The sequence below is a fragment of the Clostridium ljungdahlii genome (assembly GCF_001636845.1).
Classification (GTDB): Bacteria; Bacillota; Clostridia; order Clostridiales; family Clostridiaceae; genus Clostridium_B; species Clostridium_B ljungdahlii_A.
On record NZ_LITT01000046.1, the window covers coordinates 151,634 to 167,773 of the forward strand.

A 16,140-nucleotide genomic window follows, 5' to 3' on the forward strand; every position below is an offset into this window, starting at 1 on the left:
TTATAGGAAAGTCCATTAACATTCTTCTATTCTTCCATTGTAGAAGAATATCGTACTTAAATAATCATGGCTTCAACTTTATTTTTTCGATTAAAAGACTCCCTTTGAACTTTTATAAGTTCTGCTACAATACTTATTGCTATCTCTTCAGGAGTTTGCGCAAATATAGTAATACCTATAGGACTATGTACCCTTTTTAGGTCTTTCTCTGTATATCCTTCATTCAAAAGACAATTATATACAAATTCTCTTTTGGTTTTACTTCCTATCATACCTATATACTCTGCATCAGTTCTAAGCATTTGCCCGAGAACTTCCTTGTCATAGGCATGCCCCCTAGTAACTATTACTATATAACTGTTATTATCTACATTTATATATTTAAGTATATTTTCAAAAGAAGGAACTACTTTTACTTCTTCAACATCTTTAAACCTTTCTCTATTTGCAAATTCTTTTCTATCATCTATGACAATAGTTTTAAAATCCAATATTTTTGTTACTTCTGCGATTTTTTGTGATACATGCCCTGCCCCTATTATATATAATGTTTTACAATTTAAAACAGGTTCTATTAAATAATGTCCCTCATCTAAATCAATATACTGTATAGTAACATGCTTAAATTCTTCTCTTATCTTCCTTATTACACACTGAACTTTCTCGTCTTCTTCACCATAAAGTGATGATTCGCTGCAAACCCATTTATCTATACCTTTTATACTCTTTCCTTTTTCAGGAATCCTAGTCACAATTACAAAATTATCACCTCTTCTCTTTAACTTTTGAACATTCTTATACATTTCTACCATTTTGCTGTCATTACAATCCACATATTCCAAAAGCAGTTTAATGTCTCCACCACATGCTGCTTCTAATTTTTCAGCTCCTTCACCGATAAGTGAACATTTTTTAATTATATATTCACTACTTTCAAAAACTTTTGAAGACAATTTTATAGCTGCTGCTTCAAATATACCCCCACCTATAGTTCCTATAATTGAAAGATCCTTTTTTATAATCATCTTTGTGCTCTCTTCTCTAGAGACAGCTCGTGATTTTTTTAAAATAGTAGCTAAAACAAAGTCTTCCCTTCTATCTAAAAGCTCATTTATTTTTTCATAAATATCCTCCATAATTACCCCCTCCCTCTATTATCATATACTTTTTCTTCATCAAATATCTATGCTTTAAGGGATATTATTCATTTTAACTTTGCAATTTCTATAAATATAATTTCCTTCTGCATCTGTAATATTATACATACAAAATGGTATAAGTTTTCCTTCTTCACTTACTACATGGATACAGCAGTCCTTCACTCTTTCCAAATCCACATTCCAGATATCTTGAAAGGCCATACCAGATATACTAAAAGAATAATTATTTATATTGTATAATATCTTATCCCAACTATCAATTTTACTAAGCTTCACCTTTGTATTAGGATTAGTCATTTTTCTAGAAGACCAGTTTCGTGAAACAAATTCCTTGGCTTTTTTTGCCCCTTCTTCTGCCTTCTCATTTTTGCTGCAGCAGCTTTTAGAGTTATTTGTAACATTTATCAATTCTTTCTTATCTTTATATATATAATTGCCATGAAAAGAGCAAAGTGCATTTTCACATCCAGGAGGTTTCATACTTTCTATTTTAAATTTTCCAGATGTTTGTTTTTCTATATTTTCTATGATCTCAGGTAGGGTAATTCTTTGTTCTTCTTTAGGAATAAATGGTACCCTTCCAAAATAACTCACAGGTTGAAAATGCACTCCCCTTACTGCCGGCATATTATTCAATCCAAAATTTATAATTTTCCCTATATTATCCTCATTTATTTCGGGAACTATAGTTGGCACAAGAACTACACCTATATTATGCTTTCTACAGTTTTCTATAGCTTTTACCTTAAGGTTCAAAAGTTCAGCTCCCCTTAATTTTCTATATATCAAATCCGTTGTACCATCAAATTGTAAAAAAATCGAACTAAGCCCTGATATCTTTAATTTTTTAACATACTCTTCATCTTGTGCCATGCGTATACCATTGGTATTCACCTGTATGAACTTGAATCCAAGTTTCCTTCCTAATTTTATTATATCAGGCAAATCATCTCTAATCGTAGGTTCTCCACCTGACAACTGTACATTACAGTTTCCAGAAGACTCCAGTAATTTTTCATACATAAATTTTATTTTTTCTATGGAAATATCTTCTTCCTTACCTGCATAAGAATCTGCAAAACAAAATTTACATTTCAAATTACACCTTTGAGTAACTTCTATTAAAGCTGTACATGTATGCTGCCTATGCTCACTGCAAAGACCGCAGTCAAATGGGCATCCTTTTTGAACATTTGTAGAAGGATTTTTTATATAAGCCCTTTCCTTATTTCTAATCCATTTCTTCATGGAAATATTGCCTTTCCATAAGATAGTCCTAAATTGTCCATGATCTGGACAATATTTTTCCATATAAACTTTATTACCATACAAAACTTTTTTTGCATCAATCTTTTTTAAACAAATTGGACATAAACTTTGAGTTTCAGAAATTATATCTACACTTTTCACACATCATCATCCCTATCTCCAAAATCATATCCATATTTGCATATTATCTGTTGAATCTTTTCATAACTTTTGAGAAGTATTTCTCCACACTTCACAGGATAATTTATATTACCATTTTCATCAGTTATTTTTTGAATTCCTATTATATTTCTACACTCAGTACTTTCAAATTCTTCTTTAAACCAATTTATATATTCACTTAACATGGGTTGAAAATTTTCACTGTGATATTCTCTCGGCTCGCCTTTTCCTGCATAAAGTCCTATAACAGCTATACCTCCAGTTAAAATTCCACATACTTTTTCATCGGAGCCAAGTCCTCCGCAAAGTCCATTTAAAGCCCTTATCAAGTCTGTGTTTTCTGTTTCTTCATCCTCCAAAGCCAATTTAAGAATTATTTGAGTACAACAAAACCCCGATGAAGCTAATTTATATATACGGAAAGCAGTATCATTCATAACATTCATCCTCCTTTTTCGCTATCATTATAAAATAGCCAGGCTTACAATTTTTTAATAGTTGCTGAAATTCACAACCATCTATAGAACAGCTAGACACTTTATTCCAAAATATACTCATGGACCCATAGGTAAATATTGTCTTTACCATAAGTTCTTTTAACAAATCACTGCAGTCTTCCAAAAGTTTCACATGAAAACCTACATTTTTAACTGTATTTTTAAGTTCATCTAAATTATGAAGACCTCTCATGCAACTATTAACTGAAATCTCATGAAGTTCATGGATAAATTCTGTTTTTCTGGCATACACATCTGTAATAATAAACCATCCGCCAGGTTTCAATATTCTAAAGACATCTCCTATAACATTATTTAAATTTTCCATAAGGGAAAGGGTGCATTCTGCAAAAACTCCATTGAATTCTTGATTATGAAATGGAATTTTTTCACCTTTCCCACAGATAAATTTTAAATTTTTATATATTTTTTTGCCTTTGTTTATTAATTTTTGAGAAGGATCAAGCCCAACTGCACTTATATTATATTTTTCACACAAATAATTTAACGTAGCTCCAGTACCGCAGCCTAAATCCATTATAGAATCTTTTGAAGAAAACTTACAAAATTTCACTGCTTTATCTGTCAATGTAAATCCACCAGGCCTTAGAGTTTCTCCTGTAATATTTTTCATATCATCACTTTCATAAGCATTACAGCATTTCATTATTTATCCTCCAGTCCTTTTTCCACCTCCAGCATTTTACCTAAAGCTAAATCCTCCTCTATAATTACCATTTTACACTTAGGGCACTGCATAAGCTCCACTTCAAAATTTCCACCAAGATAACAAACTTTTACCTTTCTAAGTTCTAATTCTTTATTACATTTATCACAAATCCATGGAGTTGTTCCTTCTTTGATAACATTCATAATTATTCCTCCACTATTTCCATTCTGTGACTATACACACTTTTGACTAAAATTTCATCCTTGCCTCTTTCATATTCTACCCAATAAGTTACATTACTAATTCTAAGCCTGCATAAATAATGTGAATTTTCAGGATTAAAAAATCTTTCCTTATTTTTTTCAGCATTATCTATGGCTTTTTCTATATCATCAAGTAAAATCAGTCTATCTTTCATTTGATCTTTTACATTATCAGGTATGTTTAATTTAAACTCATAATGCTCTATTAAATCATTTACTTCCTCATTCCATAGTTCTTTCAAAAGTTTAATTTTAAGAAGCGTTCTATTTTCATGCCTGCGTGAAAGAGTAGGCACTTTTCTTAAAGCAGCTTTCTCTAAATCATCGCTATAAATTAGATCTAAAATATGAAAAGTCTTTTTACCCTCATCTATAAATAAATCCTTACACATTGAACAATATACTAAATAATCTAGGTTACTTTCATTTATTCTATCTTTTACAAAATCCTTTGATTGTTCTCTATTTGCAAAATATACAAGTCCACCATAACCACAGCATTTAGTTTTTTCTTTTGAAAATTTAAGTTCTTTTATTTTATATCCCAAGGAAGTTGCTACATTTCGTATACTCTCTTGAATTTCTTTATTATATCTAGTGGAACAGGCATCATGTACAGTCAATATCTTGTTTTCTTTTATTTTATTGCCCTCAGGCACTCCATATTTATCCATGACTTCCCATAGAGAGATGAAATTCATATCCCCCATATATTTTTCAAACATGCTGTAACAGCTGGAACAGGCTAAAATGAAAGTTGGCTTTCCTGCTTCTTCCCACTTATTTCGTATATCTTTTATATTTTTCTCCAATAAATCCTGTCTTCCAGCCCAATCCGCCGGTGCACCACAGCATCCCAGCATTATTCCAACTCCATCTTTAATATTTTCCATAAGATATTTATATATTTCAGGTATATATTCAGGAGAAGATGCAGGTAATTGGCATCCCGGATAAAACATATATTTAACTTTTTCATATCCCGGCTGATTTTTTACCATTGAAAAATATTTGCTATTGCTGAATTCCATATCCTTAAGTGCAAAATCATGAGCTGATACAGGCATTTTTTCTCTTTCTACCATACTTTCACGAGTTTCTTGTATTATATCCTTCATATCTAAATTAGAAGGACATACTTCACCGCAAAGTCCACAAAGAGTGCAGGAATTAATCATTTCATTTGCATAATGATCTCCTAATATTATAACTTCATTGTGATTTATTTGCCTTATATATTTTTTAGGTGTAATATCATATTTTCTTAAGTGAACACAAACATTTGAGCACTCTGTGCACTGACATTTTATACATCTGCCTGCTTCTTTAATAGCTTCTTGTTTATTATATTCTAAAGAATTTTTTTTAATTGCTTCTACGCTTTCTATATCATCTAATTTAAGTTTTAAAGGTGTATCATAAGCACCTTCATTTTCTCTTGCCACTGTAAGAGAAATTTTTTGAAGATACCTATCAATAGATATGACTGCTCTTCTTCCAGAGCTTATTGAAAATATAACTGAATCGTTCTGATTTACAATTCTTCCTCCTGCAAACAAAGAACTATCTTCTACTTGAAAAGTTTGCGTATTTACTTTTAGATCTTTTTTCCAAACACCTGTTCCTATATAAACTGCATCATAGCTATTTACTATTTCTTCTAATTTCTTCTCATCTACAAATTCATGGAACTTAATCTTTATATCTCCCTTATTCATTACTGCTAATTCTTCTTCTATTGTTTCATTTGAAAGTTGATCTCCTTGGAACTCCCATATCCTGCCGCCTATCTTATCACTTTTTTCATAAATAGTAACCTGATATCCTTTTTTATCTAAATCAAAAGCAGCTGTAATGCCGCTTACACCTGCACCAACTACTGCCACTTTTTTCCCATTCTTAGGTATTGGGATCGTTCTTTTTTTAGAAGGAAGACCTATTTTTACTACAACCCTTTCAAGTTCATGTATATTTATAGATCCACCTAATTTATTTCTTACACATGCCTTTTCGCAAGGGTGATCACATATACTGCCTACTATTCTAGTAAAAGGCATCTTTTTAGCCATAACCTTATAAGCTTTCTTAAAGTCATCTTGCTCTATTGCATCAATTAAGGTCTTTACATCCATGTGTATGGGACACGCAGATATACAGGCCGAAGGTTTATCTGCAATACATAAATTTTCTTTATCTAACAATTTATTTAAATCCATATAACTCCTTCCCCCCTTTTAAATAAAAATGAACCAGAAACTATGAAAACATTATCTTGTAATTTTTAACATCAATAGATTTCTTTGCATCAGATGGAATTTTAATTCCATCTGATGGCTATTAACAGACATTTTAGTCTTTTTAGCTCTTAGAAATCATTATACCATTACTTGTTTCTGATTCATTTAGAGAGATATTTAAATTGTTTTCTTACTATTTTTCTAATTCTTTAAGTGCAGCTAATACCTTTTCTGGACGTGCAGGTAATTTTGTTATCTGTACTCCACAAGCATCATAAATTGCATTAACTATAGAAGCATGAGGTGCTGAAAGTGGCATTTCACCTGCACCTGAAGCACCATAAGGGCCATTTGGTCGTGGTGTTTCTTGATATATTATTTTTATATCATCAGGTACATCCCTAATTTGTGGTATTCCACAACCTGTAAGTGTAGTATGTTTCTTTAAATCTTCAAAATCTTCACTTAAAGCAAGTCCTATACCTTGGGCTAACCCACCATACATTTGACCATCAACTACTAGTTTATTTACTATAGTTCCTACATCAGCTATCATAGTAAGTTTTTCTACTTTAGTCTTTCCTGTAGTAGTATCTACTTCTACTTCTGACATAAGGACACCATACATATAAGTTGGGAATGGATCTCCTTGACCAGTTGCTGGATCAGGAGCTGTACAAGGTGCTGTCCATTTTCCAGCATATTTTAAAGGTTTTTTTGCAGCTACCATTTCATCATAAGTCATGTAAGTACCGTCGTCCTTTTTCATAGCTGCCAGTAAGTTTTCGCAAGCAACTCTAGTAGCATTTCCTGTTAAAACGTTAGAACGGCTTCCACCTGAAGGACCACTGTCTGGAGTAAATTCCATATCATTCATAACTAACTTAATATCTTCTGGCTCTAATCCTATTGGTCTTAAAGTTTCATGAGCTATAGTTAACGTACCCATGTCAGCTCCTTGGCCGTGATCCTGCCAGGAGTTTCCTACAGTAACCCCTTCTGCAGTCAATTCTGCCCATGCATTTGAACTATCTGCACCATCAAGGCCACAGCTATAAATTAATAAGGAAGTTCCTACTCCATATTTCTTATCTCCAGAATTAACATTTTTATTTTTAACTCTTTCCTTAGCATCCTTATATAATGGACGTAACTTTTCAATCATAGTTGGCAAGCATATTACATCTGGGTCACAACCTGTAGGAGTTTTATCTCCTTCTCTATAGACATTTTCATATCTCAATTCAAGAGGATCCACTCCCATTTTCTTAGCCATTTTATCTACTAAAACTTCTGAAGCAAATAAACTTTGTGGTGAACCATATCCTCTAAATGCTGAACCCCAAGCATGGTTTGTAGCAACTGTTCTTCCTTCTCCTCTTATATTTGGAATATTATATCCTGCACCCATAAATTGTGAACCTCTTGTAGTTACAAGATCACCAAATTCACAATATGGACCATGATCACAAGACCAATCAGTTTCTAATGCAGTGAATTTTCTATTCTTATCAGCACCTAATTTAAGATGCATAAAGAAAGGTGATCTTTTTCCAGTGTAAGTTATTTGTTGATACATATTAAACTCAAGATATACTGGTCTTTTAGTTACCAGGGCAGCTACACCGAGAAGTCCTTCCATTGTTGGACTAAATTTATATCCGAAAGTACCACCTGTAGGATTTTGAACTATATAAAGATCCTCTAAAGGTACTCCTATACCATCAGCTACCATAGCTGCATGGCAATGAAGTGCTACACTCTTTGAATGTACAATTAACTTTCCATCTTCATTAATATATGCACATCCAACATCTGGTTCAAGTGGAAGATGCGGCTGCCTTTGTACATATGAATCATCTTCAACAACGTAAGGAAGAGAATCCATTAAAGGTTTTGTATCTTCACCTTTTACAGTACCACATTCAAAATAAATATTTGGTGTTCCAGGATGAATTTCTATAGCATCCTCAGCCATAGCTGCCGGTGCACTCATATATGCTGGAAGCTCTTCTATTTCAACTTTTACTTTTTTTGCTGCTGCTTCTGCTTGACATGGTGTATCTGCAAGTACCATGGCTATTGCATCACCAAATTGGAAGATCTTTTTATCATTTAATATAGGTCTCTCAAGTCCATCACCCTTATTTGTAGGGAATGCCAATCCATTTATTCTATTTGTACCCGGTACATCTTTATAGGTTAGTACTCTATAAACTCCCTCCATTTTTTCTGCTTCTGAAGTATCTATAGATAATATGTTCGCATGAGATACTGTAGCCTGTACTAGCTTAATGTGTAATGTATTTTCTGGCATCTTTAATCCTAAATCTGCTCCAAAGTCCCAGGTTCCTGTTACTTTTGCAAGAGCAGAAGGACGTATAGCTTCTGAACCTAAAAGGCTTTTTCCCTTTGGAAGCTTATACCATAATTCTTCTTTTGTTACTTCACCACGCATAAGTCTTGCTGCTTCCATTACTGCATCAACTAATGGCTTATATCCTGTACATCTGCAAACATTCCTATGTTTTTGGAACCAGGCTCTAACATCTTCTCTTGTTGGATTACTATTGTGTTCAAGTAATACTTTAGCTGAAATTATGAATCCAGGTGTACAATAACCACACTGTGCTGCACCATGAATCATCCATGCTAACTGCAGTGGATGAAGATGTTTTTGATCGCCAACTCCTTCTATAGTTATAATTTCTGCTTCATCTGGAACCCTTTTCATTTTAGTTATACAAGACCTTACTACTTTACCATTCAAAATTACGGAACAAGCACCGCATTCTCCTTTTCTACATCCAACTTTTGTTCCAGTAAGAAATGCTTGTTTTCTTAAAGCATCTGCCAAAGATCCCTCTGGATCTGCTATAATAGTTCTTTTAACTCCATTAATTATTAAATACTTTTTTAGCATACTATACCTCCTCAATTTTTATCTATAACTTGCAATTTAAAGTGCATTCATATTACAAATTGTAGATGTGTTTTAATGTTGGTTGAAATATTTAATGTTACTATTTATATAAGCAATATGTATGCCAATATTGAAAGTGTCCAAATTAGGTAGTGTTTTAATGATGTTTATTATCTTGTGTTCATTTTTAGATCAAATCAATTAAAAAACGGTGTTCATTTTTTGATTACTGTTCGCTTTTTGGTCATAGTTTTCCTTTCCACATATATTCCATATTAATAAAAACATAATTATAGGACTACCAACAATATATTTATAGGTAACCCTCTCTTTTTTGAATAAAAATATTACATTTGTATATTATGCTTTTTTATCTTGCTGTACAAAGTATTTCTTCTTATACCCAGTATTGCTGCCGAATGAGTTATATTCCCCTTGAATTTCTTCAATACTTTAATTTCATGTTCTTTTTCAATATAATCTAACTTTAAACAATCATCGCTAATATCCACATAACAATTTTCAATTCAACCTTGCATTATTATAGGGAAGTCCATTAATATTATATATAATTGGCATAAAAACCAAATATCTTAATAATAATTAAATACTAAAATTTGGAATCATCATTTACTTATAAGCTATATATATGTTATTGTTTAAAATCCCCAAATTAGGTAGTTTCTTTTATATTTTTATTATGTATGTTCGTTTTTTGAACGCATTGTAAATATCATAATTTATTTACAACCTTCAGTTCCACTCTATATAGAATTAAATATACAAGTTCTATAACTAAAAAATAAGCTTATGCATAGAAATGTTTTACAATAAACAAGTACATTTAAATATTTTGTATATAAGTTTTAGTAGAAAATTTGTAAAAAAACTTAGAGCTTTTGAATTGTTTGAGGTACGAGCTTTCAAAAGCTCTTAGCTTTTTGCAAATTTTCTGCTTAGACTTATCAAAATATTTAATGTACTTGTGGTTGTAAAATATTCGGAGCATAAATTTATTTTTAGCCTAGAAACTCTATTACTTTTTATTCCACTTAACTACAGGTTTCCTTGCTGCTTTTACTTCGTCTAATCTTTTAATTATAGTCGTATTTGGTGCTGATTTTACTATATCAGGATTTTCCTTAGCCTCTTTTGCAATACTTATCATATCATCTATGAATTCATCCAGTGTTTCCAACTTTTCATTTTCTGTAGGTTCTATCATCATTGCTTCTTTCACAATTAACGGAAAATATATAGTTGGAGGATGGTATCCATAATCTAAAAGTCTTTTTGCCACATCCAAGGTTGTAACTCCGTTTTCATCTTCTTTCAAGCCACCAAGTACACATTCATGTTTACAAACTGTATCTATAGGTATATTATAATAATCCTTAAGCCTTTCCTTTATATAATTGGCATTTAAGACTGCATCTTCACTAACTTCCCTTAAGCCATCTGCTCCCATACTCAAGATATAGGAAAATGCCTTTACCATAACTCCAAAGTTTCCATAAAAGCTTCTTACTTTTCCTATGGAATAAGGTCTGTCATAATCCAAATAATATTTGTCTTTGTCTTTAGAAACTACAGGGACAGGTAAAAATTCCATAATTTCCTTTTTAACTCCTATAGGCCCACTTCCTGGTCCGCCGCCGCCGTGAGGTGTTGAAAAGGTCTTGTGAAGGTTCATGTGACATACATCAAATCCCATATCTCCAGGTCTTGTCTTTCCCATATTGGCATTCATGTTAGCACCGTCATAGTAAAGAAGTCCCCCTGCTTCATGGACAAGTCTAGCTATTTCCATAATATTTTTTTCAAAAAGTCCAAGCGTATTAGGGTTTGTAAGCATAAGTCCTGCTACTTCATCACTTAATATGGATTTCAAAGATTCAATGTCCACTGTTCCATCTTCATCGGATTTCACTTCTATTATTTCAAACCCTGCACAAGAAGCTGAAGCTGGATTTGTACCATGAGCTGAATCAGGAACTATAATCTTTTTTCTCTTAAAATCTCCCCTTTTTTCATGGTAAGCTTTTATAATCATAAGTCCTGAAAGTTCTCCATGAGCTCCTGCTGCCGGCTGCAAAGATACAGTTTCAAAGCCTGTTATTTCAGCAAGCTTTTGACTTAATTCATACATAAGTCTTAAAGCTCCCTGGGTAGTCTCTTCTGGCTGATAGGGATGAAGCTGAGTAAATTCTTTAAAATCTGCCATATCCTCATTTATTTTAGGATTATACTTCATAGTACAGGAACCAAGAGGATAAAATCCTGTATCTATACCAAAGTTTTTATTGGAAAGCAGTGTAAAATGTCTTATTACGTCTACTTCACTTACTTCTGGAAGCTCAGGCTCCTCTTTGCCTATAAATTCTTCAGGCAGCAATTTTTCAATGCCTTCTTCTGGTACGTCACATTTAGGAAGGGAGTAGGCCTTTCTGCCTTCTTTAGAAAGTTGAAAAATAAGTTTATTATATTCTTTCATTACTCAATTCCCTCCAATACAGAAGTTAATTTATCAATTTGATTCTTTGTCCTCTTTTCAGTTACACATAAAAGCATGGAATTTTTATAAGAAGGATATTGTTTCTCCAGATCATATCCACCTAATATTTTATTTTCAAGCAGTGTCTTATTTATGTCTTCTGCTGAATTTTTTGAAGCAACTACAAATTCATTGAAAAATGGTTTGTCAAATACAGCTTTGTATTTTCCGTTTTCAGTAAGTTTTTTAAATGCATAATGAGATTTTTGGACATTTTGATAAGCCACTTCTCTAATTCCCTTTTTACCCAGGGTAGTTAAATATATAAGGGCTGTCAGTGCATTTAATGCTTCATTGGAGCATATATTTGAAGAAGCCTTTTCACGTCTTATATGCTGTTCTCTTGCCTGAAGTGTTAGCACATAGCCTCTCTTACCTTCTGAATCCGTAGTTTCACCTACAATTCTTCCTGGAATCTTTCTCAAATATTTTTTAGTAGTAGTTAAAAAACCAAGATAAGGGCCACCGTAATTCATGCTGTTTCCAAGAGATTGTCCTTCACCTACAACTACATCTGCTCCATACTCTCCAGGGCTCTTTAGTATTCCAAGGGAAATGGGATCACAAAATACTATTAAAAGGGATTTATTATCGTGAACATACTTCTCCACATCCTGCAGTTCCTCTATTAGTCCTAAAAAATTTGGTGTTTGAACTATAACTGCTGCTGTGTCTTTATTAATCTCACCTTTAAGTTTGTCTATATCAGTAACTCCACCTGCTTCATCTATTTCTATTAGATTTAAATCCTTAAATCTCAAATAAGTTTTAAGTACCTTTCTAACTTCAGGATTTAAAGTTTTTGAAACAACTATATTTTTACGTCTTGTTACATTTGCAGCCATTTGTGCTGCTTCCACACAAGCTGTAGCTCCATCATACATTGAAGCATTTGAAACTTCCATACCTGTTAAATTAGCCATAACTGTCTGATACTCAAATATAGTCTGAAGTGTACCCTGGCTTATTTCAGCTTGATAAGGAGTATAGGCCGTATAAAACTCAGACCTTGACGTTATGTGCTTTATCACAGAAGGTATATAGTGGTCATAAACCCCTGCACCTAAAAAGCAGGTTAGATCATCACAGCTTTTATTTGATTTTGCAATGTCTTTAATATAGGACTCCACTTCAAGCTCAGACATCCCATCATTTATATTCAATTTTCTATTTAAACGAACACTTTCTGGTATATCGGAAAACAGATCATCTATACTGCTTACTCCTATTTTCTCCAGCATAATTTTCTTGTCTTCTTCTGTAAGTGGTAAATAAGGATGCATATAAATCACTCCTTATCACATATTTTTTCATAGTTTGCCGCATCAAGTAAGTCTTTCAATTCAGCTTCATCTGATACTTCAATTGAAATTATCCAGTTTTTATAAGGATCTTCATTGAGACCTTCAGGACTATCTACAAGTTCCTCATTTACTTCTAAGACCTTACCTGAAACTGGAATACACAAATCTGATGCTGCCTTTACAGATTCAACTGTTCCAAATACATCACCTTTTGAGAATTCTGAATCCACCTCAGGAAGTTCAACAAAAACAATTTCTCCTAAAGAATCCTGGGCAAAATCTGTAATACCAACATAAGCTTTGACCCCATCAACTTTTATCCATTCATGATCTTTCGAATACAATAATTCCTTTAAAGTTTTCATTTATAAATCCTCCCCGCTATTTGTTATAATTTTTATTATAAAATTTTTTGCTAACCACTTCGGCTTTCAAAAGCTTATTTCTCACCTTTATAGAAATAGAAGTTCCAATAGGTGCATATTTAGAATCAATTAAAGCAAAACCTATATTTTTATTTAAAGAAGGTGAACGATATCCAGTAGTTACCTCTCCTATTTTCTTGTCATCTGCAAAAACTTCATATCCATGCCTTGAAATTCCTCTTTCCTTCATTTCAAAACCAACTATTTTTCTCTTTAGTCCTTCTTTTTTCTGCTTTACAAGAGCATCTTTGCCTATAAAATTGTCTTTATCTAATTTCACAAAAATTCCTATACCTGCTTCAAGAGGTGTAATTGATTTGGATAATTCATTTCCATAAAGGGGCAGGTTAACTTCAAATCTCAAAGTATCCCTTGCACCAAGTCCTACTGGTTTTATGCCATCTTCTTTACCTGTTTCAAGTATTTTATTCCACAAATACTCTGCATTTTCGGTTCCTGAATAAATTTCAAATCCATCTTCTCCTGTGTATCCTGTTCTTGAAACCATGCACTTTTTTCCTGCAACTAGTACATCTTTTTTAAAGAAATAGAACTTGATGCTATTTAAATCTGTATCCGTTAATTTTTGAAGTATTTTTTGTGCATTTGGCCCCTGAATTGCAAGCTGTATAATTGAAGGAGATATATTTTTTATATCTACCTGGAAATTTTCCTTATTTTTTATCATCCAGTCAATATCTTTATCTGTATTGGCAGCATTTATTACGAGAAAAAAGTGCTCATTTGTAAATTTATAAACAAGTATATCATCTACTATTCCACCTTCTGGATAGCACATAGGTGTATATAATATTTGGTTTTCTTTAATCTTAGCTGCATCATTTGTTATTAAATTTTGAACAAATTCTAGTGCATTTTTTCCCGTTATATCTGCTTCTCCCATATGTGAGACGTCAAATAATCCTGCTTTTTTACGTACTGCTTGATGTTCAGCTGTTATGCCTTCAAATTGCACTGGCATATCCCATCCTGCAAAATCTATTATTTTTGCACCGTATTTCTTATAGGAATCAAACAGTGGAGTTTTCTTTAATTCTTCCATAACATAAGACCTCCTTCATATTTTTGCGCATTAAAAAAGGATATGGAGACTATTTACCTAATAGTCCACATATCCTCTGTTTTTTTACCTGAGAGTTTCGATATTAAATATCTTTCACCTTTGGTACTGTCTTGACAACAGCTTTTTCAGAGTTTTGTCCTACAGCGCTCCTTCTACCTGAGAGTTTTTGATATAGCCGTGGCGGCATATCATTGCTTCTTCGGTTAACAACTAGATGCTATCTCGCACTGTATTCATCCAATTTATATACTTTTTACTACATTATCAATATACACCTTAGAATATGGAATTTCAATAAAAATATTTTTTAATTTTTATCTGAATTTTCAAATTTTTTATCCATACTCTTTATATACTCTTCCATAGCATTTACAAGGTGTTTTGAAACCTCTACTGCTTCAACAACAGTTTTGGCACCTGTTACCACATCACCTGATGCAAAAACTCCAGGCCTCGTAGTTCTTCCTGAATCATCTGTCTGTATAAGTCCTCTGGAATTCACTTCTATCCCTTCAGAATTGTTTACTATATTTGCCTTAGGTCCCTGGCCTACAGCAATTATTATAGAATCTGCATTAAAAAGCTTTCCTTCCTCATCTTTTAGCATTACTTTCTTTTTCCCGGTATTTTCATCAAAGGATACCTCAGTTGGAACTATTTTTATTCCATCATCTGTTATTTCAACTGGTGCCATTTTATAGAGAAATTTCACTCCATCAAGTTTGGCATAATCAATTTCTATATTGTCTGCTCCTGCATGTTCTTCATCACTCCTTGCAATGATAGTTACGTCATTTGATCCATTTCTAATTATGGTCCTTGCAGCATCCATAGCAACATTACCTGCACCTATAATTGCAACTTTATCTCCTAAATTATAGGACTCAGGATTCTTAAGATAATCTATGGCATAATTCACATTACCATAAGTTTCTCCTTTAAGTCCCAAGTTCCTTGGACTCCATACTCCCGTTCCTATATAAACCGCCCTGTATCCATCCCTAAACAAATCTTCAACAGTTATCACAGGTCCTATAAGAGTATTAGGCCTTATCTTAACTCCCATATGAAAAAGTTTATCCTTAAGCCTGTCCAAAATATCTTTCGGAAGTCTAAAGGCAGGTATACCATATCTCAAAACTCCTCCTATATCTTCATGGGATTCAAATATAGTTACATCATATCCCTTTCTTGCCATTATAAAAGCAATACTCAATCCCGCTGGACCTGATCCTACTACTGCAATTTTTTTATTCAACTTTTTTATATCAGCTGACGTTATAAAATTAAGATAAAAGTCCGATATATATTTTTCGATAAGTCCAAACTTTATAGGAGTTCCTTTTTTACCAAGCACGCAATGGCCTTCACAAAACTTTTCATGTGGACAAACTTGTGAACAAATAGCTGACATGGGATTATTTTCAAAAAGAAGTTTCCCAGCTTTCTTTATTTTATTCTCTTTAAAAAGTTTTATTACTTCATTTATAGGGGTACTTACAGGGCATCCTTTTTTACATTGAGGCACTTTACATCCAAGACATCTATTAGCTTCACCAAAAACAATTTTATCCAATCCTTTTTCCTCCCTT

General features: G+C 32.7%; 12 protein-coding genes, 1 pseudogene and 1 riboswitch. All 13 genes and pseudogenes read right to left on the bottom strand.

Annotated features, from left to right (window positions below; genetic code table 11):
• Positions 1 to 56 precede the first annotated feature (56 nt).
• The 13 genes and pseudogenes from WY13_RS14800 to WY13_RS14855 all read right to left on the bottom strand — a co-directional run bounded on the left by WY13_RS14800 (position 57) and on the right by WY13_RS14855 (position 16,124).
• Complete coding sequence (locus tag WY13_RS14800) at positions 57 to 1,136, bottom strand: XdhC family aldehyde oxidoreductase maturation factor (protein WP_063556382.1); 1,080 nt, start codon at positions 1,134 to 1,136, stop codon at positions 57 to 59.
• A gap of 54 nt (positions 1,137 to 1,190) precedes the next feature.
• Positions 1,191 to 2,570 (bottom strand): radical SAM (seleno)protein TrsS, encoded by a 1,380-nt coding sequence (trsS, locus tag WY13_RS14805; protein ID WP_063556383.1) that lies wholly within the window; start codon positions 2,568 to 2,570, stop codon positions 1,191 to 1,193.
• Entirely contained in the window at positions 2,567 to 3,028 is a 462-nt protein-coding gene (locus WY13_RS14810) for a DVU_1555 family C-GCAxxG-C-C protein (protein ID WP_063556384.1), read from the bottom strand. The genes trsS and WY13_RS14810 overlap by 4 nt, the downstream gene beginning before the upstream one ends.
• Positions 3,021 to 3,755 (bottom strand): DVU_1556 family methyltransferase, encoded by a 735-nt coding sequence (trsM, locus tag WY13_RS14815; RefSeq protein WP_063556385.1) that lies wholly within the window; start codon positions 3,753 to 3,755, stop codon positions 3,021 to 3,023. The genes WY13_RS14810 and trsM overlap by 8 nt, the downstream gene beginning before the upstream one ends.
• Positions 3,755 to 3,961 (bottom strand): DVU_1557 family redox protein, encoded by a 207-nt coding sequence (locus tag WY13_RS14820; protein WP_063556386.1) that lies wholly within the window; start codon positions 3,959 to 3,961, stop codon positions 3,755 to 3,757. Before WY13_RS14820 ends, trsM begins: the two co-directional genes overlap by 1 nt.
• A 2-nt stretch (positions 3,962 to 3,963) precedes the next feature.
• Complete coding sequence (locus WY13_RS14825; protein WP_063556387.1) at positions 3,964 to 6,237, bottom strand: pyridine nucleotide-disulfide oxidoreductase/dicluster-binding protein; 2,274 nt, start codon at positions 6,235 to 6,237, stop codon at positions 3,964 to 3,966.
• 214 nt (positions 6,238 to 6,451) lie between these two features.
• A complete protein-coding gene (locus WY13_RS14830) occupies positions 6,452 to 9,181 on the bottom strand; it encodes a molybdopterin-dependent aldehyde oxidoreductase (protein ID WP_063556388.1) in 2,730 nt (909 codons plus the stop codon).
• A gap of 347 nt (positions 9,182 to 9,528) precedes the next feature.
• Positions 9,529 to 9,693, bottom strand: a pseudogene (locus WY13_RS20690) (helix-turn-helix domain-containing protein); the annotation flags it as partial.
• A 524-nt stretch (positions 9,694 to 10,217) separates the two neighbouring features.
• Entirely contained in the window at positions 10,218 to 11,675 is a 1,458-nt protein-coding gene (gcvPB, locus tag WY13_RS14835; protein ID WP_063556389.1) for an aminomethyl-transferring glycine dehydrogenase subunit GcvPB, read from the bottom strand.
• Positions 11,675 to 13,018 carry an aminomethyl-transferring glycine dehydrogenase subunit GcvPA gene (gene gcvPA / locus WY13_RS14840; RefSeq protein ID WP_063556390.1) on the bottom strand — a complete coding sequence of 448 codons (1,344 nt, stop codon included), beginning with the start codon at positions 13,016 to 13,018 and terminating at the stop codon, positions 11,675 to 11,677. The genes gcvPB and gcvPA overlap by 1 nt, the downstream gene beginning before the upstream one ends.
• 5 nt (positions 13,019 to 13,023) lie before the next feature.
• Positions 13,024 to 13,404, bottom strand: a complete 381-nt coding sequence (gene gcvH / locus WY13_RS14845) for a glycine cleavage system protein GcvH (protein ID WP_063556391.1) — start codon at positions 13,402 to 13,404, stop codon at positions 13,024 to 13,026.
• 16 nt (positions 13,405 to 13,420) lie between these two features.
• Positions 13,421 to 14,527: a glycine cleavage system aminomethyltransferase GcvT gene (gcvT, locus tag WY13_RS14850; RefSeq protein ID WP_063556392.1), complete on the bottom strand. Its 1,107-nt coding sequence runs from the start codon at positions 14,525 to 14,527 to the stop codon at positions 13,421 to 13,423.
• Positions 14,528 to 14,593: 66 nt separating this feature from the next.
• Positions 14,594 to 14,687: riboswitch (glycine riboswitch) on the bottom strand.
• A 168-nt stretch (positions 14,688 to 14,855) separates the two neighbouring features.
• Entirely contained in the window at positions 14,856 to 16,124 is a 1,269-nt protein-coding gene (locus tag WY13_RS14855) for an NAD(P)-dependent oxidoreductase (protein ID WP_063556393.1), read from the bottom strand.
• Between the last annotated feature and the right edge of the window lie 16 nt (positions 16,125 to 16,140).